The sequence below is a fragment of the Nocardia sp. NPDC041819 genome, from assembly GCF_055590505.1.
In genome coordinates, this window is record NZ_JBVJAP010000002.1 from 177,864 (window position 1) to 204,156 (window position 26,293).

Genomic DNA, 26,293 nt, shown 5'->3' on the forward strand with positions numbered 1-26,293 from the left:
TTCACACAACAAATTCCGAAGGAGACACCACCATGTCCATCACCCTGACCGACCAGGACAAGGCCACCATCCGGACCGCCGCCTACGGCGCTGTCTCGCTGCTGGCAGCGGCTGACGCCACCGGCTCACCGCACAAGGCCGCCACCCACGGCTCCATCGCCCTGTCGTCGGCGACCGGCCTGGTCGGGCACGTACTCGCCGCGAAGTCCAAGGACATCACCCTGAACGGCAAGAACGTCGCCGAACTCGCCGACCAGGTGCTGCCGGCCCTCACCGCTGCCATGAACCTGCTGCACAAGCAGGATCCGGCCGAGGCCGACAACTTCCGCGGCACCGTCCTCGTCGCCATCGACGCAGCCATCGGAACCCGCAAAGGTGCGCCCAGCCCCGTCCTGGCCGACATGACCCGCAAGATCACCGCAGCGCTCGACGCCGCCTGATCGGATGCCGGCCGGCACCGCCACCCACGGCATGTCACGGGGTCCTCCGCAGACCTCGTGACACGGCAGGGGGTGAAGCGGCGTCGGCTCAGCCGATCGCGTCGAGCAGTAGTTTCGCGGCCACCGTTGCTCCGTCCGAACGGATCATGCCGGCCACTTCGTTCGCGCGCGCTCGGGTGGTAGACGCCAACGCCACATCCAGAGCAGCAAACAATGTCGCCGAGCTGGGATCCGCGTCCGCACATGCCGCGCCGATGCCGAGATCGGCCACCCGGCGCGCCCAGTAGGGCTGGTCCATCATCTGGGGTACCACCACTTGCGGCGCACCGGCTCGGGCGGCGGCCGTCGTCGTGCCCGCACCACCGTGGTGGATGACGGCGGCGACCCGGGCGAACAACGCCTGATGGTTGACCTCATCGATGGCCATGCAGTCGGGGAGGTCGTCGATCAGCGCCAACTCGGCCCAGCCACGAGAGAGAAGCACACGGCGGCTGTGGGCGCGGATCGCTTCGATCGCCACCCGGGCGATGCCGGGGCGCATCGGCATACTGCCGAACCCGACGTACACCGGTGGTGCGCCCGCATTCAAGAACGCCGACAACCCGGCAGGCAACGGGCGTTCGTCGGGCACGATCCAGGCACCGGTCTGCACGACATCCAGACCCGGCGCTTGCGACCATGGCCCCAGCACCGGGTCCGCGGCCAGCCATGGGCTCCCGGTGATGACGTGGTCGCGGACATCGGCCACCGGCGGCAACCCGAGCGCTGCCCGGCCGGTGTCGAGCGCATGGCCGAACTGTGCGTTCCAACCATGGGCGTCGATTTCCCACAGCAGTTGATTGTCGATCCCGTCCGGGGCGGGCCGATCGCCCGGCAGCGGCATCGGCGCATGACGCGGCGAGGGCAGCGTGGTCGGCTGGTAGCTCACGTATCGGTAGTGGACGCCGAGCTTCTCGGCGACGGACCGGGCCGCAACCTGTGTCACGCCGGAGGCCACTACAGCGTCACATCCCGCGGCCGCTGTGCCGATCGTGTCGAACTGGATCGTGGGCCAATCGGTTACGTACTGCGACAGCTCGGCGCGCGACGGCCTTCCGGCTCCCGAATCGGTCTTCAGCGGCACCAGCGGTATGCCGAGGTCGGCACAACGCGGCGCGCAGTCCGGTGGCGCGCATACCCGCACGCCGGCTCCGAATTCCCGCAACCACAGCGCGAGCCCCAACATCGGCTCGACGTCCCCCCGCGACCCGCTCGCCGTCAACAGCACTCGCACGGCTTCACCGACTTCCGGTGGCTGGATCCGCGCCTGCCCACTCGGTTCGAACGAGGTCATCGATGCCGCCCATACCGGCCATCATCGAGCCGAAGCACCTACGGCGACGCCACAGCCGTTCCCACCCCCGGGAATCGCCCTGCATCGCCATTCTGCGGGCACGCGTCGATTCACCGCGCCTTCGCGCGCCGCCGCCTCTCCATCTCCTCATGCTCCAGCACAGCCGCCTCCGCGAGAGTCGGGGCGGTCCCACCGAGCCGGGCGGGCACCCAGCGGGCGCCTTCCACCATCGGATAGTCGCGTTGCGCGCGTTCCAGCAATTCGCTCATCCGAGTGCGCAGGGTGGCGGTGAGTTTCTCGACCGGTTCGTCGGGTGGGATCGGCGCGCCTATGCGGATGTTGATCGGGAAGTTGTGGCGGCCGAGCTGTTTCGGAATGTCCTTGGTCCAGATCCGGTGGGCGCCCCAGATGATCAGGGGCACGATCGGGACATCGGCTTCCACAGCCATGCGCGCCGCGCCGGACTTGAATTTCTTCAGTTCGAAGCTGCGGCTGATCGTCGCCTCGGGGTAGACCACCACCACCTCGCCGTCGCGCAGCGCCGTCACCGCGCGGGCATACGACTCGGCCCCGGCCGTGCGATCGACGCCGATCGCCTTGCAATGCTTCATGAGAAAGCCGACGATGCCGTGCTCGAGCTCGGCCTTCATCATGAACCGGACGTTGCGGCCGGACTTCCGCCCGACCAACCCGACCTCCATGAAATCGAGGTAGGCGGTGTGGTTCACGGCCAGCACCGCGCCGCCGGAACGCGGAAAACGCTCTTGCCCCTCGACATCGATGCGCAGACCCTGCGCGAAGAAGATGGCGCGGGCCAAGCCGGTGAGAATGTCGTAAACCGGTTCCCGCGCCATCACAGCTCCCGTTACTGCCCCGCCGCGTCCTTGCGCGCGGCCTTGGCCTCGGCTTCGGCGGCATCCATCGCGTCGGCCTCTTCCAGCGTAGGAGCGCTGCCGCCCAGCCGGGCGGGAACCCAGTACGCGCCGGGCTCGTGCACGTAGTCCTTCTGCAGGTCCAGCAGCATGTCCTGCATGGTCGAGCGCAGCTCGGCGGTGAGTTCGGCGACGGGCTCGAACGGCTGGATCGGTTCACCGACGGCGATCGAGATGGGGGTGTTGGTGCGGCCGAGCCGCTTCGGGAAACCCTTCGTCCAGACCCGCTGCGCGCCCCAGATGACGATCGGGATGATCGGCACCTCCGCTTCGACGGCCATGCGCGCCGCGCCGGACTTGAATTCCTTGATCTCGAAACTGCGGCTGATCGTCGCCTCCGGGTACACGCCGACCAGCTCGCCCCGGCGCAGATATTCCACGGCGGCCTTGTAGGAGTCCGCGCCCGCCGAGCGGTCCACCGGGATGTGCTTGAGCGCGCGCATGATCGGGCCGGAGATCTTGTTGTCGAAGACCTCCTTCTTGGCCATGAACCGGATGTAGCGCTTCGGGGTGCGCACCGGCAGGCCCGCGTAGGTGAAGTCCATGTAGCCGGTGTGGTTCACCGCCAGCACGGCGCCACCGCGGGCGGGGATGTGTTCAGCGCCCTTGACGGTGAACTTCAGACCTTCGACGAAGAAGACGGTACGGGCCAGCCCGATGATCGTCCGGTAGACGGGTTCCACAAGTCCGCTAGCGTAGTCGCTGCTCGTCCCCGCCGGCAGTGCGCGCCATCACGCGCCGCGCCGGAGCGAGGACGCATGAGCAGCCCCGACCACACGCCTGAGAGAAGAGGATCGCCGAAGTGGAACGCGCCCGATCGGCACCGCGCGAGTACGACCGCAGTGCAGCACGCGAGCGGAATCGGGCCTCGGGTGGGCGATCGCCCCGCGCTGCGCTGGTCGGCGGCTCGGCTCTGATCGCAGCGATCGCGTTGTCCGGTTGCGACTCGGTCGTCGGGATTCCGGAGGAGAGCGCGCCGCAGGCGGCGGTGCGCACAACGCCACCGGCCGCCGTCCCGACCACGCCACCGCCCAGCACCTCCGCACTGCCTCCGGTTCCCGCCGACGCTCCGCCGGTCGGCGCGGTCGCCGGGCTGCCCGCCGCCGCGACCGCGATGCAGCGCTGGGCCGCCGACCTGCGCTCGCACACCATCGCCGAGATGCAGGACAAGTGCTGGACCATCGCGCCGAAGAACGTGGCCGACATGTACGCCGACCAGCAGGCCGTCTTCACCGCCTTGGCCCAGCCGGGCACGACGACCGAGGACGCCGTCGTCTGGAAGAGCCCGGCCACCACGGTCGCCGTGCCACGCGCCGAGCTCGAGAGCGGCTACGCCTGCCCACGCGTCGCCACGGAGGGCGCGGAGATCGCCTACAACGACGCCGATGCCCGCCACACCGTGCGCCGCTACCTGTCCCGGTTCGTCGGCACACCGCTGGACCCCGCCGACAAGGAGGGCGACTACCCTCTGATCTGTAAGGCGTCCCCGGCGACCTGGGACCCCAAAGGCACCGGGCGTCCGAGCCCCGCGCCGCTGGCGAACAATCAGGGCGTGCTCACCGGGGCCACCGAGTTCGCCGACCAGCAGATCCGGTCGGAGCAGGTGAACACCGACTACATCGCGGTGCTCGTGCCGGTGACCAACTCCTCCGGTGTGACGCAGACCCGCACCTTCACCTTGCGCTCCGGGCCGGACGGCTACTGCATCGGCGACATCTCGCCGTAACTACTACCCTGGTTGGCTGGTAACAGCAGGAGGAGCAGCTAGTGCAGATCACCAGCGTCGGACACGCCGGATTCCACATCCGCACCGCGGCCGGGTCGATCCTTTGCGATCCCTGGGTGAACCCCGCGTACTTCGGTTCCTGGTTCCCGTTCCCCGACAACACCGGGCTGGACTGGGACGAGCTGGGCGCGTGCGACTTCCTGTACGTCTCGCACCTGCACCGCGATCACTTCGACGCTCGGACGCTGACCGAGCACGTCAACAAGGACGCGACCGTCCTACTGCCGGACTATCCCGTGCCGGACCTGCGCCGCGAGCTCGAACAACTGGGCTTCCACAAGTTCTTCGAGACCGAGGACTCGGTCAAGCACACGGTGAGCGGTCCCGGCGGCGACCTGGAGATCATGATCATCGCGCTGCGCGCGCCCGCCGACGGCCCGATCGGCGACTCCGGGCTGGTCGTCTCCGACGGCGAGACCACCTGCTTCAACATGAACGACGCCCGGCCGGTCGACATGGACGTGCTGCACGACGCGTTCGGCCACGTCGACATCCATCTGCTGCAGTATTCGGGCGCGATCTGGTACCCGATGGTCTACGACATCCCGGCCCGTACCAAGTCGAACTTCGGCAAGCAGAAGCGTCAGCGCGGCATGGACCGCGCGCGCAGCTACATCGAGCAGGTCGGCGCGACCTGGGTGGTGCCGTCGGCGGGTCCGCCGGTGTTCCTCGACGACGAGCTGCGCTACCTCAACGACGACTGCGGTGACGAGGGCAACATCTTTCCCGATCAGAAGGTGTTCCTGGAGCAGATGGAGATGCACGGCAACGCCGGCGGCATCCTGATGATCCCCGGTTCGGTCGCCGACGTGCGCGGCGCCGAGCTGACGTTGACCCATCCCAGCGACCCAGCCGAGATCTACGAGCACAAGGCCGAGTACATCGAGCGGATGGCCCAGCGCCTGGCGCCGGTGCTGGAGGCCGAGAAGGCGACCTGGGAACGCGGCGACGGCTCCCTGCTGGAACCGCTGCGCAAGCTGTTCGAGCCGATCATGGCGCAGAGCGACGTGATCTGTGACGGCATCGGCTACCCGGTGGGCCTGGTGATCGGCGAGGAAACCATCGTGCTGGACTTCCCCAAGCGCGCGGTGCGCGAGCCGATCGAAGGCGAGGGCCGCTACCGCTACGGCTTCCGCATCGCGCCGGAACTGGTGCGCACGGTGCTGCGCGACCGCGAGCCCGACTGGGTGAACACCATCTTCCTGTCCACCCGCTTCCAGGCCTGGCGAATCGGCGGCTACAACGAGTTCCTCTACACGTTCTTCAAATGCCTCACCGACGAGCGGATCGCCTACGCCGACGGCTGGTTCGCCGAGGCGCACGACGATTCCGCCTCCACCGAGCTCAGCGGCTGGGAGGTGCAGCGCCGCTGCCCGCACTTGAAGGCGGACCTGTCGAAGTTCGGTGTGGTGGAGGGCAACACGCTCACCTGCAACCTGCACGGCTGGCAGTGGGATCTCGAGTCGGGGCGGTGCAAGACCTCCAAGGGGCACGAATTGCGTTCGCGCAAGCTGGACTGACCGGACCTCCGGCCGGCTGCACGCCGGCCGGAAGCCATTGCCGGTCGATTGCTACATGTTGGTGACTTCGCGGACCATCTTCGACGACCACGGGCACCACATACAGCCCGGCAGGAAGGCGCCACACGCCTCGTCGAGGTGGTCGTTGACGTACATGATGCTGGCGTCGCATACCTCGATCGCCATCGTGAAGAAGGAGATGGTCTCCGGGTCGAGGTGGAAGTCCCAGCCCGGGTTGTAGGGCGCCGGAACCTTCCGGATACGACCCATGACGTGCACAGACATCTGTTCGTCACCCGACAGGATGCGACGGGCTTCCTCGATCCGCTGTTGGTTGTTCAACTGGATGATGAACTCTTTGCCCGAGTAGTCGGTGAACGCGAAGAGCGCCATGTCTTCCCCTCTTGTCGGTGGGTCCTCTGGTCGATGGATGACGAATTCCGCACCGGTGCGCCTCGATCCTATCCAGCCGAGGCAGCTCATTTGCTGAAAATTTGCTAACTAGCGCATAACCGAAATCCGGTCGGTCTCGGCCCCGAAAAAGAGGTACGGTCCGAAACTAACGGGAGGCCCCGGCCGGGATACGGTCGCGCGGTCGCTCGCGGGGCGCGGTTCGCACCGTGTTGATCAACTCCCGGATCGCGATACCGCCTCTTGCCACCGGTGCGGCGACGCGCCCCTCGGCATCGATCAACACGGCCGACGGAGTGCCGCGCACGCGGTAACGCAAGGCCGCCTCGTTACCCTGCTGCACGAGCGAGGGAATGTCGCCCAAGCCGTTCTCGATGCCCCACGCGGCTTGCTCGGCGGCATCGCCGTTGCCGACCGCCACGATCGCCAGAGCATCACCCGTCCGCGCGCGCCAGCGGGGCAATTCCCTGGCCAGTGCCGCGCACAGCTCGCAGCCCGGGTGCACGAAGACAAGCAGGACCGCTTTCTGTCCGGTCAGCAGATCCTCGAGCGTGGTCGTGGCTCCCTGTGCGTCGAGCAGTTCGAACTCCGGCGCCACCGAGCCGACCGGCAAACCCTCCGCGCCGAGGGTGGACAGCGCCTGCTCGTCCACCCGCCGGCGCAGGACACGCAGCTGGCCGGTCAACCACACCAGCACCGCGACCAGCCCGGCGACCAGCGCGCAGCCGATGGCGTTGTCGGCGGGCAGGTCCATCGGGACGCGCGGATGTGTCCGCGCGCCGATACCGACGAGCACGGCGAGCACTGCGAAAAGGCCGTTACGCGCCACGATCTTCGGCCCGATCGGCGTGGCGCTCGCCGCGCCGAAGCAGGCACAGGACGGGTGCTCACCACGCCGCAGCAAGCGCCCGATCACCACCGTGAACACGCCGAGCAACAGCAGCGCCGCCAGCGCGGCTACGCCCGAAACCCACGGAAGCAGCACACCCACCGCGATGATCGCCTCAGCGATCGACAGACACCAGGCCACCGTGGGCACCCAGCGCAGCGGTACCCCGAAATCCCCCACCGCCTGCCGCGTCGCGCTCCGATCCGTCAGCTTGCCCCACGCCGACAGTCCGAACACGACACACAGCCCCAGCCGCGAAACCCACACCCCGTATTCGATCAGCATGAGCGCACCATCCCACACTCATGCGCTTCGAGCATGAATGCGCGGCGAGTGTCCTCAGGACTGCGACCGAGTGGCGATGGCGACCGCGACCAGGGTCAGCGCGCAACCGACGATCGCGGTGGCGGACAGACCGGCGCTGGTCGGGGTGAGCACATCGAGGATCACCGAGACCAGCAACTGCCCCGCCACGGAGGTGAGCCCGAGTAGAAGGACGCCGATCCAGCGAACGGTCAGCGCGGCGAGGGCGATGAAGGCGACGCCGATGAAACCGCCGAGATACAGCCAAGGCTCGGTCGGGAATTCGGCCGGTCCGCCGGAGGACGCGACGACCACGGCCTCGATGACGAGCAGCGCGGCCAGACCGGCGCAGAAATTCACCATGGCCGCCGAGAGCGACCCGCCGACGGCGCCCACCTTGCCGTTCACCGCCTGCTGCCAGGCCAGTCCGATGCCCGCCAGCGCGGGCAGCACGATCAGCAGAGCGGTCGGCGTGCCGCGCAGCGCGTCGGGCACCGAGAGCCCACCGCTGACGCGAGTGTGCCCGAATCCGGCGACGAGCACCGCGACCACGCCGAGCGCCGCCCCCACCAGACGCACCGTGGTGACCGGCGTGCGTCCGCTCGGACCGAGCCCGAGCCGGTCGACCACCAGACTGCTGAGCAGCTGGCCCGCGACCGCCGCCACGGTGAACGCGGTGACGCCGATCGCCGCGACGGTCAGCCCCTGGCATGCGACGAAGAACGCGCCGCACAGACCGCCGAGCAACTGCCAAGGCCGCAGCACGCCCTCCGACAACGCCCGCCGCACCCGCCGCCAGCCCTCCCGCAGCCGCCCACTGACCGCGAACGCCACCGCCAGCACGACGAATCCCGCCCCGAAACTGATCACCGCCGCGGCGACCCCATCCTCCAGCCGCGCCCCCAACGCGCCATTGATCCGCGCCTGCACCGCCACCCCCGCACCGATCCCGAACCCGAAAACCAGCCCCACCCTCGCCTCCGCACTCACCTTCCGCACGCTACCCAACCGCGAGTGGGGCATGATCGCGGCGTTTCCCGAGAGGGGCTCTCGGTGGTGGGCCGCTCGTCAGTCGGCGCGGGGTGGGAGCCAGCGGGGAGCGAGGGTGGAGAGGGCGAGGATGGAGGCTCCGAGGAGCGCCAGGAGGGTGGCCATGGAGGACCAGAGGGTGATCACGGCGGCGAAGCCGAAGACCGCTAGGGCGATCACCTCGCCCAAGAAGCCGGAGACGGAGGTGACCGTCGCCCGAGCCGGGCCCTCGATGGCGTCCTGGAGGCGCGCGCCCGCGACGATGCCCGCGTTGTAGACGATGCCGTAGGAGACGCCGATCGACGCGAAGCCGAGGCCGGTCAACAGGTAGATCGCGTCCGGACGACCGGTCGCGAGGCCTGCGATCAGCGCGCCGCCGAGGAAGAGCACGCCTGCAACGCCCACCGCGATCGACATCGTGCGGCCCGACATTCCTTCGGTGCGCCCCGCCAGCACGGAACCGGTCAGCGAACCGAGCACAGTGAGACCGACCAGCAACGGCACCACAGCGGTCGAGACGCCCGATTCCTCCGCCAGCAGGGCGAAATACTCGTCGAACGCCGTGATCCCGAACAGCAGCGCTTCCAGCAGCACGCCGTGACGCACCGCCCGCACGCGCACCGCCTCGCCCACACCGGCCTTCAGCATGGTGAGGTATCGCGCGAACGGGCGAGGCTGGGCCGCTTCGCGATTCCCGGCGAACGCCGCCTCGTCCGTCTCGTCCCGGCCGCCGGACACCGAGACGCAACCACGTCCATCCGCGCCGGGCGCCCCACCGGGCCGGGCGGAGTCACCCGCGAAGCCGAGGGGGGAAGCGACGTTCCCGACTGCCGCGTCCGGGGCCGACACAGCGGTGTGCGCAGCGGATGCCGATGCCGGCGCTTCCTCTTCCAGGTCGTCGATGTCCGCCGCCGACACCGCCTTCGGCGCGGTGGGCAGCGACAGCGCGATCAGTGTATGCACGGCCGCGACGGCGACACTGGACCAGCCGACCAGGCCATAGCCGCCGTAAAGATACAGGGGTGTGGCGGCGATGATCGCGATGACGACGGCCGCTTCCGCCCCGGCGCGGGTGTAGCCGAGGACGCGCGGGTATGCCGACGACTCGCCCCGGGCGGCCAGCTCGTCGTACAGCAGCGCCTCGAAGGTGCCGGAGGCCAGCGCCCCCGAGGTTCCCCACAGCACGAATCCGGCGGCGAAACCCGCGAAGGAGGGCGCCGCCGTCCACAGCGCGAAGCCTGCCGTCAGCAACGCACCGCTGAGCACGAGCAGTCCGCGCCGGGAGACCGTGTCGGCCCACGCACCGGAGGGCACCTCGAGGAGGAACGAAGTCGCCGACCAGATGGCGAACAGCAAGGAGATCTGCCCCGTGCTCATGCCGTGGTCGGCGAACAGCAGGGCGTACAGCGCGTACAGCGGAATCAGTTCACCGATGCTCTTGAAGAACACCGCCCGAACCGTCAGCGAGCGCAGGCCGAAGGTATGTGCGCTATCCGCCCGCGGGGGGCGCAGCGATTCGGCGAATCAATAGGCGTAGACGAGCAATCGCATGTCGACCAGCATGCTCACCGTCGGCCCGTACGGTCAAGCGATTTACGGCAGTGGCACCCAGCCGTTGGCGGGCACCGAGTCCCCATCACCCAGTTCCCGGTCGGTGATGCCCGGGCCGATCCGGCCTTTGTTCTCGTTGAGGTCGCTGATCAGCTCCGATACCGGGTGCGAATCGCTGTAGTGATAGCCCTGCGCGAGCGCGAAGCCCAGTTCAGTGAGCACGGCCGCTTGGTATTCGGTCTCCACGCCCTCGGCGATGACCTGCAGGTCCAGCGCATTGGACAGGGCGGCGATCACGCCGAGCAAAGGCGGCGCGGGCGAATCGGAGCGGATCGCGGCGACGAAGGACTGATCGACTTTGAGGATGTCGCTGGGCAGGGTGGCCAGCCTGCTGAGCGAGGAGTAACCGGTGCCGAAGTCGTCGATGGCGATGCGCACGCCCCGGTCGCGCAGCAGGTGCAGGTTCTCGATCGCGGTCTGTGATTCGGCGGCCAGCTCGCTCTCGGTCACCTCGAGCACCAGCTGATCGGCGGGCCATCCCGTAGCGGCGAGGATGCCCGCCACCCGGTCGGCGTAACCGGTCTCGGCCAGCTCCAGCCCGCTGACGTTCACATTCAGCGTCAGATCCAGCTGGGCGAAGGTTTCCTGCAATCGCGCGGCGTCCGCGCAGGCCCGGCGCAGCACCAGTTCGTCCAGGTCGGAGATGAGGTCGTACTCCTCGGCGACGCGGATCAGACCCTCGGTGGTGACGTCCGGCTGCGCGCTGGACGACCAGCGCAGCAGTGCCTCCACGCCGACCGCCTTGCCGCCGCCTTCGGTCAGGCTGACGATCGGCTGGTAGTGCACGTCGAGTGCGCCGCGGTCGATCGCCTCGCGCAGCTCCACCGCCAGCGGCAACTGCCGGGAGGACTCCAGCACCGTCCGGTTGCGCCCGGCCTGCTTGGCCCGGTAGAGGCCGACGTCGGCGCGGCTGACCAGCAGCGACCCGGATTCCCCCGGCTGCCAGGAGGTCACACCAGCCGAACAGCCGGTGGTCACCGCCGCGCGCAGCTGTTCGGTGAGCAGGATCGCGGCCTGCTCGGTGGTGTTCGGCAGCAGCAAGGCGAACGCGTCACCGCCGTAGCGCGCCAGGCGCTGGTCGGGGGCCAGCAGCTTCGACCAGGTGTCGGCCACCCGCTGCAGGACGGCGTCACCGGCGCGGTGGCCGAGATGGTCGTTGATCTTCTGGAAGCGGTCCAGGTCGACCAGCACCAGTGCGAGCCCGTGACCGGACCTGGTGGCCTGCTGGATCGCGGTGTTCAGCGCCCGGTCGAAGCCGCGCCGGTTGAGCAGTCCGGTGAGCACGTCGATGTCGGCCTCGGACGCCATCCTGGTCAGAATTCCGACCACGACGCCGACGCCGAAGGTCACACCGGCCGGGATCAGGCCCGACCACCACGGCAGCCCCGGACTCACCGGCCGCGCGGGCAGCACCCACAGGCACAGCGCCAACGCGAACGCGATGTGGGCGGCGGCCTGCGACCAGGCGAAGAACAAGGCGGCGTCGCAGGCGATGAATACGTAGAACGCGGCGAGGCTGATCGCGCCCACCGTATTCGGGAAGGAGTGCACCGCGATCGTCACCAGCACCGTCGCGATCGCGACGTACACGTGGTGGATCGAATGCGGCAGCCGCGGCCCCCACGCGAGCAGCGTGAGACCCAGCACCAGCGCTACCGCTGCTGCCCCGCCGACCAGCGGCCGATTACCCTCCTGACCAGGGGCGATGGCGGTGATCAACAGACCGAGCACCCCGCCCATGACGTAGAACGCCCCGGTGGTCCGAGCCATGACCATAGCCGTCGCCAGCGCAGACGCGGCCCGCACCCGGGTTCGGGTATCGCCGCGAGACCCGATTCCTCGCACGACGAACAGCCTATCCACAAGGAATCCCGCCGGTTGCCACATCCCGGGAATCCGGCATGGCGAACCAGTAGCTATTCACCTGGACGTCATTCGCGCGTCGTCAGTTCGCCGGTCGGAGCACGTCGGTCCCGACGAACGGGACCAGGGCGGACGGAACCCGGACCGACCCGTCGGCTTGCTGATGATTCTCCAGCAGGGCCACGATCCAGCGGGTGGTCGCGAGGGTGCCGTTCAAGGTGGCGGCGATCTGCGGCTTGCCGTTCTCGTCGCGATAACGCACCGACAGCCTGCGTGCCTGGTAGGTGGTGCAGTTGGAGGTCGAGGTGAGCTCGCGGTAGGTCTGCTGCGTCGGCACCCACGCCTCACAGTCGAACTTGCGCGCGGCGGAGCTGCCGAGATCGCCGGCCGCGACGTCGATCACCCGGTAGGGCACCTCGATCGCCGCGAGCATCTCCTGTTCCCAGGCGAGCAGGCGCTGGTGTTCGGCGTCGGCCTGGTCGGGCGTGGTGAAGACGAACATCTCCACCTTGTCGAACTGGTGCACCCGGATGATGCCGCGGGTGTCCTTGCCGTAGCTGCCCGCCTCCCGGCGGAAACACGACGACCAGCCCGCATACCGCTTGGGCCCGCCGCTCAGGTCGAGGATCTCGTCCGAGTGGTAGCCCGCCAGCGGCACCTCCGAGGTGCCCACCAGGTAGAGGTCGTCGTCGGCGAGGTGGTAGACCTCCGCCGAATGCTGTCCGAGGAACCCCGTGCCCGCCATGACCTCCGGGCGCACCAGCACCGGCGGGATCATCATGGTGAAGCCGTTGGCCACGGCCTGCTGCGCGGCCAGTTGCAGCAGCCCTAGCTGCAGCAGCGCGCCGTAGCCGGTCAGGAAGTAGAACCGGGCGCCGGAGACCTTCGCGCCGCGCTCCATGTCGATCAGGCCGAGCGACTCGCCGAGTTCCAGGTGGTCCTTCGGCTCGAAGTCGAACTCGGGGGGCGTGCCGACGGTTTGCAGCACGACGTAATCGTCCTCGCCGCCCGCGGGCGCGCCCTGCTGCACCACGTTGGAGATGGCGCGATGCGCGGCGTCCAGATCCGCGTCGGCGGCGTGCTGTGCGGCCTCGGCCTCCTTGACCTTGACCGACATCTCCGACGCCTGCGCAAGCAGCGCGGAACGCTCTTCCTTGCTCGCCTTGCCGATCAGCTTGCCCATCGCCTTGTGCTCGGCGCGCAGATTGTCCGCGGTGGCCACCGCGGCACGCCGCGCCGCGTCCGCCTCGAGCAGCGCGTCGACGAGAGCGGGGTCTTCGCCGCGGGCGCGCTGCGAGGCACGGACCGCATCGGGGTCGTCCCGCAGGAATCGGAGGTCGATCATGGGCAACCAGCCTAGTGGTCGCTGTGCCGACCTTTCACGCCGATATCCCAGGATGCGGTACATCCGCGCGAGATCGCGCGCATAGTGGGCTTGTGGGCACTCCGTTCGATGAGACAGCCATCGACAACGCGCTGGCCGACCTCGTCGCGGGCGAGAAAGCGTGGGCCGCGACCTCGCTGCGCCGCCGGCGCGAGCTGCTCGACGAGATCCACGCCAGGACCGCCCGCTTCGCGGAGGACTGGGTGCGGGCCGCGTGTGTCGTCAAGGACCTCGCCCCGGATTCCCCGCTGGTCGGCGAGGAATGGATGTCCGGCCCGCTCACCCTGCTGCAAGCCACGGCCGCGCTGTCGGCCACCCTCGCCGCGCTGGAGGCCGGGCGCACCCCGCTGACCGGCATCACGCTGCGGGAGGCGCCCGGCGGACGGGTCGCGGTGCCGGTATTCCCGCTCGGCGTCTACGACCGGCTGCTGCTCAACGGTTTTCACGGTGAGGTGTGGCTGCGACCCGGCGTGGACGCGGGCGCCGCACGCAGGCGAGCCGGACTCGGCCAGCTGGATCCCACCGCGACCGGCGGGATCGGCGCCGTGCTCGGCGCGGGCAACATCACCTCGATCCCGCCGCTGGACGCGCTGTACGAGCTGTACGCGCACAACCGGGTGGTCGCCCTGAAGCTCAACCCGATCACCGACCCGCTGTTCACGGTGTTCGAGATGGTCTTCGAACCGCTGCTGGAACTCGGCGTGCTGCGGATTCTCACCGGCGGCGCACCGCAGGGTGGCTATCTGGTCGGTCATCCCGATGTCGCGCACGTGCACATGACCGGCAGCGCGCAGACTCACGACGCCATCGTGTGGGGCCCCGGCGCGCAGGGCGCGGAGCGGAAGAAGGACAACCGGCCGCTGCTGGACAAGCCGATCACCAGCGAACTGGGCGGGGTATCGCCGACCATCGTGGTGCCCGGCGACTGGTCCGACGCCGATCTGCGCTACCAGGCCGAGCACGTGGCGACCCAGCGGCTGCACAACGGCGGCTACAACTGCGTGGCCGCGCAGGCGGTGGTGATCGGCGCGGAGTGGGACCGCAAGGACCGGTTCCTCGCCGAGCTGCGCCTGGCCATGGAGCGGGCGCCACAGCGCACGGCGTACTACCCGGGCAGCGACGCGCGTGTCGCCGACGCGGTGGCCTCGTATCCGGAGGCCGAGCGTCTCGGCGGGCAACGGGTGCTGGTCGACGGATTGCCGCCCACCGGCACACCGCTGTTGCGCACGGAGTACTTCTCCCCCGTGCTCGGCGTGGTCGAGTTGCCCTTCGCGGGCGGCGAGTTCCTGCAACGCGCGGTCGACTTCGCCAATGCCGAACTGACCGGAACGCTCGGCGCGAACGTCATCGCTCATCCGACGACCATCCGCAGGCTCGGCGTCGCCTTCGACCGCGCGATCGAGCGGCTGCGCTACGGCGCGATCGCGGTGAACACCTGGACCGGGCTGGCCTTCCTCGCGCCGCGGGCCGCCTGGGGAGCCTTCCCGGGCCACACCCTCGACGACGTGCAGAGCGGGATCGGCGTGGTGCACAACGCGCTGCTGCTCGACGACGTGGAGCGCACGGTGGTGCGCGGCCCGTTCCGGCCCGCGCCGCGCTCGTTGCTGGGCGGCGAACTCGCCCTCTCCCCGAAGCCGCCGTGGTTCGTCGACAACGCCACCGCCGCGACCACCGGGCGCAGGCTCACCGAGTTCTACGCCGACACCAACCCCGCCCGGCTGCCCGGCGTCTTCCTTTCGGCTCTGCGCGGCTGACCGCCCGTGACTCGTGCCGCGCCGATCGGGGCAGGTCGTGGCACCAAGGCACGGACGCTGCCATGATGGACCGCGATGTCCTCCGAACCTGTGTCCCGGTCCCCGCAGGCGCCCAAGCGCGGCGCGTCGTCGCGTGCCGACTCGGTACGCCGCTCGATCGACTCGGCCAAGGCCGCTCTCGCCGACAGTGATCTGCGCGATGTGCAGCTCTCGGCGCCCACGTTGCGCTGGGGTCTGCTCGCGGTGGCCGTCGGCGCCGTGGTCGCGGCCCTGGTGACGCTGTCCATCACCGGCTTCGACAACGGGAAGAACCTGGAAGTGCACAATCCCGGCTCCCCGGCGCAGCCCGTGCTGGACAAGGAATTCGGCACCGCCGCCAAGGGCGACTGCCTGAGCTGGACCAAGCCCGACCGGTCCGACCTGGTCAAGGTGAACTGCTCGAGCAAGCACATGTTCGAGGTCGCGGCCGACATCGATATGAGCAGGTACCCGGGCAAGGAGTTCGGTCCCGGCTCGCGCTTCCCGGACTCGCTGCGGCTCACCGAGCTGAAGGAAGAGCACTGCGTGCCCTCGGTGCAGAAGTACATGTCGGGCCGCTTCGATCCGCGCGGCAAGTACATCGTCGGATTGATGTACCCGAGCCCGGACGGCTGGCAGCACGGTGACCGCACCCTGCGCTGCGGCCTGCAGGTCGCGGCCAGCGTCGGCACCCCGCCGTCGGTCGGCAGCGCCACCGAGCACGACCAGTCCAAGGTGTACGAGGCGGGCGTGTGCCTCGGCATCAACCAGAACCTGCCCACCGATCCGGTGGACTGCACGCTGCCGCACGCCGTCGAGATCGTCTCCACGGTCGATCTGGCCGGGCACTTCACCGGCGGCCCGCCCGCCAAAGAGGATCAGGACAAATTCGTCGAGGAGGAGTGCACCCGCACCTCGACCGACTACCTGGGCGGGCCGGACGTCATCCGCAACAAGACGCTCACGCTGTTCTTCGACTACATCGATGCCCGCAGCTGGATGGCGGGCAGCCGCAAACTGGACTGCATGATCGGCAAGGGCGCCGATCGGGAAGGTTTCGCGCCGATCACCGGCTCGGCCAGGGGCGACATCCTGATCAACGGCCAGGCTCCGGTGCCGCCGCCGAACACCGGGCGTTCCACGCCCGCACCGCTGCCCGGCGCCGCGCCGCTGCCGCCGCAGCCCCAGCCGAGGTAGCCCGGCGCCGATGCCTGTATCGATGTCCGACGACCGGTTCGAGGAATTGGTCGGGGACGCATTGGATCTCATTCCGCCCGAGCTGACCCGCGCGATCGACAATGTGGTCGTGCTGATCGAGCCGCGCAATCCGGAGGATCCGCATCTGCTCGGCCTGTACCACGGCATCGCGCTCACCGAACGCGACAGTCATTACGGCGGAGCGCTTCCCGATACCGTGACCATCTACCGCGAGGCCATTCTCGAACTCTGCGCCGACGAGAAGGAAGTGGTGGAAGAGGTGGCGGTCACCGTGATCCACGAGATCGCACACTATTTCGGCATTGACGAAGACCGCCTGCATCAGCTGGGATGGGGATAGTCTGAACCGAGCTGTATTGCGCACCCCGAGCGGTGGGTGTGTAATCGGCACGGAGATCGAAAAGTTGGGGATTCGATGGAACCGATCGCGTTGCTGTCGCGTCCTATCACTCGAAGGGGGAATTCTCGTGGTTCCGCCCCACAGCCACTAGAAGGAGTCGAGTCATGGTTGGACATGTACTGATCGCACCCGAAGCCATTCTCGCCGCCGCGGCCGAACTCGACCTCGTCGCCGAACGTCTGGCCGCCGCCGCCGCGATCACCGCGCCCGCGACGCACGTGCTGCCCTCCGGCGCCGAGGAGGTCTCCTTCCTCGGCGCGAGCCATTTCAACCAGGGGGCGATGTCGCACGACCGCGCGATCGCGCAGGCGATTCTGGAATGCCACCACGCCGCGGCGACGCTGCGGATGCAGCTGGCGCAGCACGTCGCGGGTGACGTCGTGCGCGCCGCGGGCATCAGCGCCATCCAGGTGTAGTTCCAGACCCATCAGCAACGCTTAGCAGGGGAGAAGTCAAACATGGTTGCAGGAGTCACCGGGGTGATCTGGGCGGCGCGCCCGTCGGAGATCAATTCGGCCACGCTTCACGCGGGCGCGCACGCGATTCCGATCTCGGCCGCGGCCACCGCCTGGGGCGGCCTCACCGCCGCCTGGATCGACGCGACGACGACCGTCGCCAGGGTGATGGCCGAACTCGGCGTCGGGATGCAGGGCATCAACGGTATCGCCGCGCTGAGCAAGCTCACCGGTTTCCTCGGCTGGTCCGAGCAGCAGGGCGTGCAGGCGGCCGCGATGGGCGCGAAGGCCGCGGCGAACGCCACCGCCTACACCGTCGCCTCGCTGGCGATGCCCAGCCCGCCCGAGATCGCGGCCGTCAACGCCGCCTTGGCCGCGTCTGCGAACCCGCCCGGCGTACTGAGCGGCGCGTTCGAGGTCGCGGAAGTCGCCAGGAACGCCATGGACATTCGCGCGGCGTTGGTCATGGAGACCTACGAGGCCGCCACCAGCGCCATGGTCGCCACGCCTGCCGAGTTCCTGCTGCCGCCGCCGATCGCCAAGGGCGCCGGAACGGCCAGCCCCGAACAGGCGGCGGATGCGGCCGCCACCGAGGTCCCGGCCGATCCGATCCAGGCTGCCGTGGCCGCCACGCAGGCGTTCTTGAGCAATCCCGGTGTGGCGAGCGCCGCCACCCAGGCCGCTCAGGCCGTCGGCTCGATCGCCACCACCGGTGTCTCCACCGTCGGAAATGTCGCCGGCAGCGCGATCGCGGCGGCGACCACCACCTCCGCGCCCACCTTCTCGGGCATGGCTCCGATGGCCATGGGAGCCGGTGCGGCAGCGACCGCCGTCGGCGCAGCGACTCGGGCGGTGTCGTTCTCCGGCCTCGGGTCGTCCGCTATCAGCAACGGATCGCTCAAGCTTCCGGAAGGCTGGGGCTCGAGCGGCACGATCGGTGGCTCCGCCCCGGTGCAGGAGACGGTGGCGGTCAAGCCCGTCGAGGCTGCCCCGGTCCGTCCGGCGAACAACGGCAACGGCAATCCGCTGCTCGGTAACCAGGCTCGCAGCGACGAGGAAGACGAGAGCGAGCACAACGGCCGGGATTACCTGCGGTCGACCGAGCACTTCAACGACGGCCGCTTCACCGCCGATGGAGTCATCGGCGGTGACTTCAGCGGGACGGTTAGGTGACCGTACTCGGTGCGGGCCGCGACCCTTCGACGCTCGAGGCGGTCGTCCTGTCGCTCGATGAGATGCAGTTTCTCGTGGAGAAACTGCAGATCGAAGTCCCCGTCGTCTTGAACGCTCGGGCACGTTACGACAACCTGACCGACCACAGAGCGGCGATGGACGCGGCCGCCGAGTCTCTCGTCCAGCGGGAACTCCTCATCGATGATGTGCTCCATCGCGACCTGGAGAATCGGCTGCGCGCGCTGAACCGGCCGCATTGGATCATCGCGCTGCGATTGATCGTCGACGGTTGGGTGAGTCGCTTCTGTCTGGCGAAGGGCGCCGACCTCGCGGTCGTCGCCCTTCGGGGACAGGACTCCTATGTCATCGACGAGGCGGGAATCGACCTGCCCGGCACCATTCTCGCGGCACTCGGCTACGCCGAGCCGCTGGAGCTGTACGGCATGAACGCCCCCACCGAAGAGCTGGCCACGATCTTCGGCGACACGGGTGACGCCGCGGCCACCGCCCAGCGGCTGACGAAGGTGGGCAACCCTGCCCACGATGCGAAGACCTTGGCGGCGGCTTTGGTCGAAATCCACTCGTACGCCGAGATCGTCGGCGTCATCTACGGCGACGGCACCAGAGATATGGCCGACAACCACATCGCCGTCTTCAACACGCGCGCAGGGCGATTCATCGCGACCGCGAGCAAGTCCGACGACGGCGTGAAGTGGACGTCACTCAGCAGCGGAACCCCCGCCCGACTGCGCACGGCGGTGCAGGACTTGATCAACTCCCTGCCGGAACGCGAAGAGTTCCCGCGGCATCCGAAGCTGTCCTGAGCACGCCGAACACGCGTCCCTAACCCATGGGGTCGTCGGAGGTAGGCGCGACGTCGTAGCCGAACGGCGGTGTGAACCGGCCCCAGCGGATGCACTCCCACCCGCCGCCCGGCATCGGCACCAACTCGATGGTCTCGGTGTTGTCCAGGTGGTTGTTCGTGGTGAACGGCGGTCGAACATCCGCGAGCGTGCGGCCGACGAGCCGCATGGCCGCACCGTGGCTGACCACCATCACGTCGCCGTGCCCGTCGTCCTCCGGCGTCAGATACGTGCTCCGCAACTCCGCGATCACGGGCAGGTACCGATCCAGCACATCCTGAGCGGACTCGCCGCCGGGCACCCGCAACGTGAGATCGCCTTCGTGCCAGGCGCGGTAGATCTGCTGGAACCTCTGGTGCGCTTCCTCGCTGTGCTGGCCCTCCAGGTCCCCGGCCTGCACCTCGTGCAGTCCGTCCAGGACCATGGCGGCGACACCGGTCGCCGCCTCGATGTAGCTCGCCGTCTGGCGTGCCCGCAGCGCCGCCGAGGAGAACAGCACCTTCGGCGCGCGGAGCAGGCCTTCACCGAACGTCTTCGCTTGTGCCGCACCGCGTTCGGTCAGCGGTAGTCCTGGAATTCTGGTATCCAGCAGCTTGGCGACGTTACCTTCGGTCTCCCCGTGCCGGACCAGAATCAACCTCCCGGTCATAGGTCCGCCTTCCCCTTTCTCAGCTGGATCAACCACTCCGACGCGGCTTCGTCGGACGGTGGCGGCGTGCCGGTCGCCGATGTCGCCGGCCAGGACCCGAGAAAGCGGATCCGCGCGGCGCGGTGCAGCGCCTTGAGCGCCTCGGCCACCGCCGTGTCGTCGATGTGCCCGACGCAATCGAGATAAAACCGGTAGGTGCCCATGCCGGTTCGGGTGGGCCGCGACTCAATCCTGGTCAGATCAATACCACGCGTGGCGAATTCGGCGAAGGCGCGCATCAGCGAGCCCGGTACGTTCGGCAATTCGAGCACGATCGAGGTGCGGTCGGCGCCCGTGGCGGGCGGCGCGACCGTGGGCCGGGTGCACAGCACGAATCGCGTGATGGCCTGCTCGTGGTCGGCGACTCCGGAGGCCAGCGCGATCAACCCCAGCCGCTCGCCCGCCAGGGCGGTCGACACGGCGGCATCGGCGTGGCCGGCCACCACGTCTTCCGCGGCCGCGGCATTCGATGCCGAGGTGTAGGGCTGCGCCTGCGGCAGATGCCGCGCGACCCACAGCCGCACCTGTGCCGCGGCCACGGGGTATGCGGCGAGGGTGCGCACATCCGGAAGCGCCGTGCCCGGCTTGCCCAGGATCGTGAAACTCACCTCGAGTTCGGTCTCGGCGACGATCTGCAGACGCGGGCCGATTGCCAGCGAGTCGAGCGTCGCCGAGATCGACCCCTCGACGGAACTCTCGATCGGCACCACCGCGCCGTCCACGTCGCCGGAGCGGATCAAGTCGAGCGCGGCCCCTTGGCTGGGCGCGGCAATCCGCTCGACGGGTCCGTCGAAGGTTCCCGAGGATTCGAGTTGGGCGAGGGCCATCTCGGTGAAGGTTCCGGACGGCCCGAAGTACGCGATTCGCGGCACGGTTACGAGATTACTTGCGCGCTCGCCCGGCCCCCCACCAATCGCGGAAGGCCCGGCCACCGCGCGGCCGCTGTTCCACGGCAGCCCGAGCACCGTTCAACCTTCGTTGAGCACCCGCAACGCGTCCTTCACCCGGTCAACGGTCGTGGTTTCGATGGCGAGCAGGACGGATCTGACCGCCTCGACGGCCGGTGGTTTCAGAGAAGTCAGGAAGGCGATATCGGGGTTGCGCAGTGCGGCGCCGATGTCTTCGCCACACAGGGCGGCGGCCGTCGCGGCGACGATGGCCACCGCGCGCTCACCGGAGACGGTACGCGCGACGAAACCGGTATCGGAGTGTGCCGCCTGCGCGAGGAAGTCGGCGATCCCGCTGTCCGGCGCGTCCAGTTCCACGGTCGGCGCGGCGGGGCTTGCGCCGATGTTGCGGACCAACCCGTCGACCAGACTGCGCCGCGGCGGCGTCGACAATGTCACCAGCACCGGTTCTCCGGATTCCGTCCCTTCCGACACGCCCTCACCGTAACAACACTGTTCGATCCGAGGCCGGCTGCCCGCGGGACCGGTGCACAAGAGGTTCGCCGCGGTCGGCCCGTATGCCACGCGTCGCTTCGATTCGGCTCGATCGGAACGCTTGCGGAACCCCCACGCCGTCACTTAGCTTAGGGTAACCTAATCAATATTGCGCGCCGCCCGCTCCACGGAGGTTTGTATGCCGAGTCCGTCCTCGACCGTCGCACCGTCCACCGCCGAGCGGGTGCGCAGCGCGTGCGCCCACGCGGAGCAAGCGGTGCTGGCCATGCCGGGCATCGACCCCACCCCCGCGTCGGTGCACCACGTACGCCAGTGCGGCGACGCCGTCATCGCGGTGCCCACCGCCTCGGTCGCCGCGATCCTGGCGGGTAATTCCGGCGAGCAGGGCGCGCCCGCGGTGCTCGAACTCACCGATCACGCCCCGCTGCCGCTGCGCGAGCCGGTGCGCGCACTGGTCTGGCTGCGCGGCTGGGTGCGTGCGGTGCCCACCCGGGCGCAGCGCGCGCTGGCCACCGAGGTGGCCAAGGACCACCCGCATCCCGGGCTGCTCGACATCGGCTTCGGCGCCACGCTGCTGCGGCTTGTGATCAACTCCGCGGTGGTGGCCGACTCGACCGGCGCGGAATCGGTGAGCAGCGACGAGCTGCGCTCGGCGCAGCCGGATCCGTTCTGCGCCATGGAATCCGCATGGCTGCAGCACATGCAGGCCGACCACGCCGATATCGTCGCCCAGCTGGCCAGGCACCTGCCGCCGCACCTACAGCGCGGCATCGTGCACCCGCTCGCCATCGACCGCTACGGGCTCACCCTGCGGGTGGAGGGACACGACGGCGACCACGACTTCCGCTTGCCGTTCAGCGCTCCGGCCGACGACATCGAAGGCCTCAGCCGGGCCGTACGCACGCTGGCAGGCTGCCCGTTCCTCAACGGCCTGCGCCGCATCTGACCCGGTGATCACCCCCGCACCGCACAGCAGAACCAGGTGACCCGAGCACGGTACGGCCCGACTCCGCGGGCCTGGCCGCTCGTTCACGAACCGGCTCGATCATGTGACCGCGCTCGAGCACCAGTCAGGCCGACCACAGCGGCGGCCGACGTGTAGCGACTACGACACGATGCGTGGTGACGCACCGAGCGGGTTCCGGACCGTCGCGGAACTCGACGGTGACGCGCCGCGCGCCCGACCGGGCGAGCGCAATAGATTCGACCCATGCGTGCGGAGTCCGATGCCCAGTGGGACGAGGCCGAGCCGACCCATCGCGAGCGGCTGGCGCTCAAACTCGAGATCGCGGTGGTGCTGCTCGTCACCTTCGGGCTCAGCGGACTCAGCGCCGCGCTTTCGTTGGTGGAGAGTGCGCTCGCGCCGGGCGGGATCGGTGGGCGGACCGTCGCGCTGAACCCGTCGCGGTCCACCCAATCCACCATCGACCTGCTGTTCCAACTGCTCAGCGTGCTGCGGCTGCTCGGCTGGGCGGCCTTGGGCCTGTATGTGCTGTGGCGCGGCGGCATCGGGCCGCGACTGATCGGGCTGGCGAATCGGCTCCGGTGGCGCGCGGACGTGCTACCCGGCTTGACGCTCGCCGCGATCATCGGAGTACCGGGGCTGGGACTGTATCTCCTTGCCCACGCACTGGGCCTCAGCGTGACGATCGTGCCCGCCTCGCTCGGCGACTACTGGTGGCGGTTGCCCGCGCTCATCCTCTCGGCCTGCGCGAATGCCCTGGCCGAGGAGGTCATCGTGGTGGCGTTCCTGCTCACCCGGCTGCGCAGGCTCGGATGGTCGGCGAACTCGGCGCTGCTGGCCTCGGCGCTGCTGCGTGGCAGCTATCACCTGTATCAAGGACTGGGCGGAGGACTCGGAAATTTTGTGATGGGCGTCATATTCGGTCGCTTTTGGCAGCGCACGAACCGGCTGTGGCCGCTGGTGCTGGCGCACGCGACCATCGATGCGGTCGCCTATCTCGGCTATACCGTTCTGCGTGGCCATGTTTCGTGGCTCCCGTGACGCAACCGTGCCCTGCGGAACGCTAACAACCCGGCGCCGCCCGCGAATTAGGAAGCAGCGCCGCTTCCGTGTGCGCCCGGTGTCCACATGCGACACCTCACACCCGCCCGATAAGTAGAGTTTCAGTGATGAACGGCGACGACCCCCAGCGCAACGCGCACACGCGCCGGATGCCGCCGCCCGGCAGGCCCGGTGAGCCTCCGATGCGCCGCCGCGTGCCACCGCCCGCTCCGGGCGCGCCGCCGCCGATCGAGCCCACCCAGGTGATGCGTCGCGATGGCGCGGTCGACCCGCACGGGCAGCCGCTGGCATATTCGCAGGTCCCGCCGGAACAGGCACGACGCATGCCGCCGCCTCCCCCGGCGCGCAGGCACGCCCCCACGCAGCGCCCGGCGCCGCATCGCGAAGCTCCTACGCACGCGCCCACGCAGCGCCCGGTGCCCTATCACGAAGGTCCGCCGCCCACGCCGCCCCGGAAGCCACGGCCGTTCCGCGAGGGCCCACCGCCCGTGCCGCCGCGTGGCGACCGCCCGCCGCGAGCGCCGCGACCGCGCCGCAAGCGACACCCGTTCCGCTGGTTCCTGGTGATCCTGCTGGTGCTGGTGATCGCGGCCGTCGGCGCGGTCATCCAACTGGACAACTCGCTCAACCGCATCCCCGCCCTGGCGAACTACGCCAAGCGGGTCGGAAACACCCCCGGCACGAACTGGCTGCTGGTCGGCTCCGACGGCCGCGGCGAGCTGACCCCCGAGCAGGAGCAGGAACTCGCCACCGGCGGCGAGGTGGGCCCCGAGCGCACCGACACGATCATGCTGGTGCACGTGCCGAAATCGGGCAAGACCACCCTGGTCAGCCTGCCGCGTGACTCGTACGTCGGCATCCCGGGCCAGGGCAAGGACAAGCTGAACGCCGCGTTCGCCATCGGCGGCCCCGCGCTGCTGGTGCAGACCGTGGAGATCGCCACCGGCTTGCGCATCGACCACTACGCGCAGATCGGTTTCGGTGGCTTCGCCGGCGTGGTCGACACCCTCGGCGGCATCGACGTGTGCGTCCCGAAGGCGATCGACGACCCGCTCGCCGGCATCGACCTGCCCGCGGGCTGCCAGCGGCTGAACGGACCACAGGCGCTGGGCTTCGTCCGCAGCCGGGCGACCGCGCTCGCGGACATCGACCGGATGAACAATCAGCGCCTGTTCATGGCCGCCCTGCTGAAGAAGGCGACCAGCGGCGCCACCCTGGCCAACCCGTTCAAGCTCTGGCCGCTGGCCTCCGACACCGCGAAGTCGCTGAAGGTCGACAACGGCGACCACATCTGGGACCTCGGCGGACTGGGCTGGGCGCTGCGCGGCGAAACCGTCGCCACGACGGTACCGATCGGCGGATTCGACGACACCGACAGCGGCAACGTGCTGCTGTGGGACAAGGAGAAGGCCGGCCGCTTCTTCGACGCACTGGCCGCCGACCGTGCCGTTCCGGAGGATCTGCTGACGCGGTAGCGTCGATGCCATGCCGGACACCGACGAGGCCGACGAGTCCTTCCCCGACTTGCTGCGCGCGCAGATCCGTCACGAATTCACCGCCGCCCAGCAGTATCTCGCCGCCGCCGTGTACTTCGACGCGCGCAGACTGCCGCAATTGGCCGGACACGCCTACGGCCGGTCACGCGAGCACCACGGCAATGCGCTGCGCATGGTCCAGTACCTGCTGGACCGGGATCTCCCGGTGCAGATCGGCGGCCTGGAGGAGATCACATCGACCTTCGAAACCCCGCGCGGCGCAATCGCTCTGCTGCTGGAGATCGAGCAGGACCGCAGCACCCGGATCAGCGATCTTGCCGGTGCGGCCCGCGGCTCCGGTGACTATCTGGGCGAACGATTCGTCCGGTGGTTCCTGGAGGAACAGGTGAAGAGCGTCGCCCGGATGACCACGCTGCTGGCCGTACTCGACCGCGCCGACGGGCAGTTGTTCGACGTCGAGGAGTTCGTCGCCCGGGAGATGCGGGTGCGGCAGCGCACCGATATACCGGCGCCGAAAATGGCTGGAGCGGCGCGGAATTAATTAGGCAACACTAGCCTCAATAAGGCTGTACTTGGATGACATGCGATCTCACCAGCGCTAATGTCGATGCCATGTCAAGCCATCCGGACGCACCCCGCAGCAAATTTCACAGCCTGTTGCACGATCAGATCCGGCACGAATTCAATGCCGAGCATCAGTACATCGCGATTGCGGTCTGGTTCGACAATGCCGACCTGCCGCAGCTGGCCAAGCGGTTCTACAAGCAGTCGGTCGAAGAGCGCAATCACGCGATGATGATCGTGCAGTACTTCCTGGATCGGGATATCAGCATCGAGATTTCCGGCATCGACGCGGCGAAATCGCATTTCGAGAGCGCTCGGGAGCCGATCGCGCTCGCGCTCGCCCAGGAGAAGACGGTCACCGAGCAGATCATCCAGCTGGCGAGCACCGCCCGGGAAGAGGGCGACTACCTCGGCGAACAGTTCATGCAGTGGTTCCTGAAGGAACAGGTCGAGGAAGTCGCGAACATGACCACACTGCTCACCATCGCCGATCGCGCCGGGTCGAACCTGTTCGACCTGGAGGAATTCGTCGCCCGGGAAATGAGCGGCCCGAGCGACACCTCCGGTGCGCCTTCGGTGGCGGGCGGCTCCGTCTGACGGAACTCTCGTCGAGAAGGCGAACAGGCCCGGTTTCTTATCAGGAACCGGGCCTGCCGCTGTTCGGGGTCTTTTTCCCGCCGAATCCGCGCGAGACGGTTTCGGCGCTTTTCGCCGCGAGTTCGGTGAGACTTCCC

26 protein-coding genes are annotated in these 26,293 nt (G+C 68.8%); 14 read left to right on the plus strand and 12 right to left on the minus strand.

The genetic code is table 11. The annotated features are described in order from the left end of the window. Positions 1–32: 32 nt before the first annotated feature. Complete coding sequence (locus ACZ6DL_RS07700) at positions 33–440, plus strand: hypothetical protein (protein ID WP_466049824.1); 408 nt, start codon at positions 33–35, stop codon at positions 438–440. An 88-nt stretch (positions 441–528) separates the two neighbouring features. On the opposite strand, the gene ACZ6DL_RS07705 is transcribed toward ACZ6DL_RS07700, so the two are convergent. The 3 genes from ACZ6DL_RS07705 to ACZ6DL_RS07715 all read right to left on the minus strand — a co-directional run bounded on the left by ACZ6DL_RS07705 (position 529) and on the right by ACZ6DL_RS07715 (position 3,388). Then, positions 529–1,713 (minus strand): glycosyltransferase, encoded by a 1,185-nt coding sequence (locus ACZ6DL_RS07705; RefSeq protein ID WP_466050466.1) that lies wholly within the window; start codon positions 1,711–1,713, stop codon positions 529–531. Positions 1,714–1,883: 170 nt separating this feature from the next. After that, positions 1,884–2,627, minus strand: coding sequence for a lysophospholipid acyltransferase family protein (locus ACZ6DL_RS07710; protein ID WP_466049826.1), 744 nt, complete (start codon positions 2,625–2,627; stop codon positions 1,884–1,886). 11 nt (positions 2,628–2,638) lie between these two features. Then, the gene (locus ACZ6DL_RS07715; protein WP_040864199.1) at positions 2,639–3,388 is read right to left on the minus strand and encodes a lysophospholipid acyltransferase family protein; all 750 of its coding nucleotides are present in this window, start codon (positions 3,386–3,388) and stop codon (positions 2,639–2,641) included. Between the two features lie 119 nt (positions 3,389–3,507). Between ACZ6DL_RS07715 and ACZ6DL_RS07720 the strand changes: the two genes are divergently transcribed. After that, entirely contained in the window at positions 3,508–4,431 is a 924-nt protein-coding gene (locus ACZ6DL_RS07720; protein ID WP_466049828.1) for a hypothetical protein, read from the plus strand. A 41-nt stretch (positions 4,432–4,472) separates the two neighbouring features. Then, a complete protein-coding gene (locus ACZ6DL_RS07725) occupies positions 4,473–6,011 on the plus strand; it encodes a Rieske 2Fe-2S domain-containing protein (protein WP_466049830.1) in 1,539 nt (512 codons plus the stop codon). A 51-nt stretch (positions 6,012–6,062) separates the two neighbouring features. On the opposite strand, the gene ACZ6DL_RS07730 is transcribed toward ACZ6DL_RS07725, so the two are convergent. The 6 genes from ACZ6DL_RS07730 to serS all read right to left on the minus strand — a co-directional run bounded on the left by ACZ6DL_RS07730 (position 6,063) and on the right by serS (position 13,462). Beyond that, positions 6,063–6,404 carry a BP74-related protein gene (locus ACZ6DL_RS07730; RefSeq protein WP_466049832.1) on the minus strand — a complete coding sequence of 114 codons (342 nt, stop codon included), beginning with the start codon at positions 6,402–6,404 and terminating at the stop codon, positions 6,063–6,065. A 166-nt stretch (positions 6,405–6,570) separates the two neighbouring features. Further along, positions 6,571–7,596, minus strand: a complete 1,026-nt coding sequence (locus ACZ6DL_RS07735; protein WP_466049834.1) for a TlpA family protein disulfide reductase — start codon at positions 7,594–7,596, stop codon at positions 6,571–6,573. Between the two features lie 54 nt (positions 7,597–7,650). Beyond that, positions 7,651–8,604, minus strand: a complete 954-nt coding sequence (locus ACZ6DL_RS07740; RefSeq protein WP_466049836.1) for a DMT family transporter — start codon at positions 8,602–8,604, stop codon at positions 7,651–7,653. A gap of 78 nt (positions 8,605–8,682) precedes the next feature. Continuing rightward, entirely contained in the window at positions 8,683–10,092 is a 1,410-nt protein-coding gene (locus tag ACZ6DL_RS07745; RefSeq protein WP_466049838.1) for an MFS transporter, read from the minus strand. 144 nt (positions 10,093–10,236) lie between these two features. Beyond that, a complete protein-coding gene (locus ACZ6DL_RS07750) occupies positions 10,237–12,024 on the minus strand; it encodes a putative bifunctional diguanylate cyclase/phosphodiesterase (RefSeq protein ID WP_466049840.1) in 1,788 nt (595 codons plus the stop codon). A gap of 175 nt (positions 12,025–12,199) precedes the next feature. Then, the gene (gene serS / locus ACZ6DL_RS07755; protein WP_466049842.1) at positions 12,200–13,462 is read right to left on the minus strand and encodes a serine--tRNA ligase; all 1,263 of its coding nucleotides are present in this window, start codon (positions 13,460–13,462) and stop codon (positions 12,200–12,202) included. A gap of 92 nt (positions 13,463–13,554) precedes the next feature. On the opposite strand from serS, the gene ACZ6DL_RS07760 reads away from it, so the two are divergent. The 6 genes from ACZ6DL_RS07760 to ACZ6DL_RS07785 all read left to right on the plus strand — a co-directional run bounded on the left by ACZ6DL_RS07760 (position 13,555) and on the right by ACZ6DL_RS07785 (position 19,343). Continuing rightward, positions 13,555–15,255, plus strand: coding sequence for an aldehyde dehydrogenase family protein (locus ACZ6DL_RS07760; protein ID WP_466049844.1), 1,701 nt, complete (start codon positions 13,555–13,557; stop codon positions 15,253–15,255). A 75-nt stretch (positions 15,256–15,330) separates the two neighbouring features. Beyond that, positions 15,331–16,470: a septum formation family protein gene (locus ACZ6DL_RS07765; RefSeq protein WP_466049846.1), complete on the plus strand. Its 1,140-nt coding sequence runs from the start codon at positions 15,331–15,333 to the stop codon at positions 16,468–16,470. A 10-nt stretch (positions 16,471–16,480) separates the two neighbouring features. Next, complete coding sequence (locus ACZ6DL_RS07770; protein ID WP_393231410.1) at positions 16,481–16,831, plus strand: metallopeptidase family protein; 351 nt, start codon at positions 16,481–16,483, stop codon at positions 16,829–16,831. A 164-nt stretch (positions 16,832–16,995) separates the two neighbouring features. Next, positions 16,996–17,307, plus strand: coding sequence for a PE domain-containing protein (locus ACZ6DL_RS07775; protein ID WP_040864191.1), 312 nt, complete (start codon positions 16,996–16,998; stop codon positions 17,305–17,307). Between the two features lie 42 nt (positions 17,308–17,349). Then, positions 17,350–18,519, plus strand: coding sequence for a PPE domain-containing protein (locus ACZ6DL_RS07780; protein WP_466049849.1), 1,170 nt, complete (start codon positions 17,350–17,352; stop codon positions 18,517–18,519). Next, positions 18,516–19,343, plus strand: coding sequence for an ESX secretion-associated protein EspG (locus ACZ6DL_RS07785; RefSeq protein WP_040864189.1), 828 nt, complete (start codon positions 18,516–18,518; stop codon positions 19,341–19,343). Before ACZ6DL_RS07780 ends, ACZ6DL_RS07785 begins: the two co-directional genes overlap by 4 nt. A 19-nt stretch (positions 19,344–19,362) precedes the next feature. Here the strand turns inward: ACZ6DL_RS07785 and ACZ6DL_RS07790 are convergent, their stop codons facing one another. From ACZ6DL_RS07790 to ACZ6DL_RS07800, 3 genes are all read right to left on the minus strand, one after another. Then, positions 19,363–20,031: a histidine phosphatase family protein gene (locus ACZ6DL_RS07790; RefSeq protein WP_466049851.1), complete on the minus strand. Its 669-nt coding sequence runs from the start codon at positions 20,029–20,031 to the stop codon at positions 19,363–19,365. After that, on the minus strand, positions 20,028–20,942 hold the full coding sequence (gene pheA, locus ACZ6DL_RS07795) for a prephenate dehydratase (RefSeq protein ID WP_466049853.1): 915 nt from the start codon (positions 20,940–20,942) through the stop codon (positions 20,028–20,030). Before pheA ends, ACZ6DL_RS07790 begins: the two co-directional genes overlap by 4 nt. 96 nt (positions 20,943–21,038) lie before the next feature. Beyond that, a complete protein-coding gene (locus tag ACZ6DL_RS07800; protein ID WP_466049855.1) occupies positions 21,039–21,452 on the minus strand; it encodes a hypothetical protein in 414 nt (137 codons plus the stop codon). A gap of 199 nt (positions 21,453–21,651) precedes the next feature. Between ACZ6DL_RS07800 and ACZ6DL_RS07805 the strand changes: the two genes are divergently transcribed. The 5 genes from ACZ6DL_RS07805 (at position 21,652) to ACZ6DL_RS07825 (ending at position 26,156) form a co-directional block, all read left to right on the plus strand. Continuing rightward, the gene (locus tag ACZ6DL_RS07805) at positions 21,652–22,419 is read left to right on the plus strand and encodes a DUF2470 domain-containing protein (protein WP_466049857.1); all 768 of its coding nucleotides are present in this window, start codon (positions 21,652–21,654) and stop codon (positions 22,417–22,419) included. Between the two features lie 264 nt (positions 22,420–22,683). Further along, positions 22,684–23,478, plus strand: a complete 795-nt coding sequence (locus ACZ6DL_RS07810; protein WP_466049859.1) for a CPBP family intramembrane glutamic endopeptidase — start codon at positions 22,684–22,686, stop codon at positions 23,476–23,478. Between the two features lie 128 nt (positions 23,479–23,606). After that, complete coding sequence (locus ACZ6DL_RS07815; RefSeq protein ID WP_466049861.1) at positions 23,607–24,974, plus strand: LCP family protein; 1,368 nt, start codon at positions 23,607–23,609, stop codon at positions 24,972–24,974. A 10-nt stretch (positions 24,975–24,984) separates the two neighbouring features. Next, positions 24,985–25,536 carry a ferritin gene (locus tag ACZ6DL_RS07820; RefSeq protein WP_466049863.1) on the plus strand — a complete coding sequence of 184 codons (552 nt, stop codon included), beginning with the start codon at positions 24,985–24,987 and terminating at the stop codon, positions 25,534–25,536. A 71-nt stretch (positions 25,537–25,607) separates the two neighbouring features. After that, complete coding sequence (locus ACZ6DL_RS07825; protein WP_357043446.1) at positions 25,608–26,156, plus strand: ferritin; 549 nt, start codon at positions 25,608–25,610, stop codon at positions 26,154–26,156. The last annotated feature ends 137 nt before the right edge of the window (positions 26,157–26,293 follow it).

Bases quoted from the DNA above. Each gene is read 5' to 3' on its own strand.
- ACZ6DL_RS07700 (WP_466049824.1), top strand. From the start codon at position 33: ATGTCCATCACCCTGACCGACCAGGACAAGGCCACCATCCGGACCGCC.
- ACZ6DL_RS07710 (WP_466049826.1), bottom strand. From the start codon at position 2,627: ATGGCGCGGGAACCGGTTTACGACATTCTCACCGGCTTGGCCCGCGCC.
- ACZ6DL_RS07730 (WP_466049832.1), bottom strand. From the start codon at position 6,404: ATGGCGCTCTTCGCGTTCACCGACTACTCGGGCAAAGAGTTCATCATC.
- ACZ6DL_RS07735 (WP_466049834.1), bottom strand. From the start codon at position 7,596: ATGCTGATCGAATACGGGGTGTGGGTTTCGCGGCTGGGGCTGTGTGTC.
- ACZ6DL_RS07750 (WP_466049840.1), bottom strand. From the start codon at position 12,024: ATGGCTCGGACCACCGGGGCGTTCTACGTCATGGGCGGGGTGCTCGGT.
- serS (WP_466049842.1), bottom strand. From the start codon at position 13,462: ATGATCGACCTCCGATTCCTGCGGGACGACCCCGATGCGGTCCGTGCC.
- ACZ6DL_RS07765 (WP_466049846.1), top strand. From the start codon at position 15,331: ATGTCCTCCGAACCTGTGTCCCGGTCCCCGCAGGCGCCCAAGCGCGGC.
- ACZ6DL_RS07770 (WP_393231410.1), top strand. From the start codon at position 16,481: ATGCCTGTATCGATGTCCGACGACCGGTTCGAGGAATTGGTCGGGGAC.
- ACZ6DL_RS07775 (WP_040864191.1), top strand. From the start codon at position 16,996: ATGGTTGGACATGTACTGATCGCACCCGAAGCCATTCTCGCCGCCGCG.
- ACZ6DL_RS07780 (WP_466049849.1), top strand. From the start codon at position 17,350: ATGGTTGCAGGAGTCACCGGGGTGATCTGGGCGGCGCGCCCGTCGGAG.
- ACZ6DL_RS07790 (WP_466049851.1), bottom strand. From the start codon at position 20,031: ATGACCGGGAGGTTGATTCTGGTCCGGCACGGGGAGACCGAAGGTAAC.
- ACZ6DL_RS07805 (WP_466049857.1), top strand. From the start codon at position 21,652: ATGCCGAGTCCGTCCTCGACCGTCGCACCGTCCACCGCCGAGCGGGTG.
- ACZ6DL_RS07810 (WP_466049859.1), top strand. From the start codon at position 22,684: ATGCGTGCGGAGTCCGATGCCCAGTGGGACGAGGCCGAGCCGACCCAT.
- ACZ6DL_RS07815 (WP_466049861.1), top strand. From the start codon at position 23,607: ATGAACGGCGACGACCCCCAGCGCAACGCGCACACGCGCCGGATGCCG.
- ACZ6DL_RS07820 (WP_466049863.1), top strand. From the start codon at position 24,985: ATGCCGGACACCGACGAGGCCGACGAGTCCTTCCCCGACTTGCTGCGC.
- ACZ6DL_RS07825 (WP_357043446.1), top strand. From the start codon at position 25,608: ATGTCAAGCCATCCGGACGCACCCCGCAGCAAATTTCACAGCCTGTTG.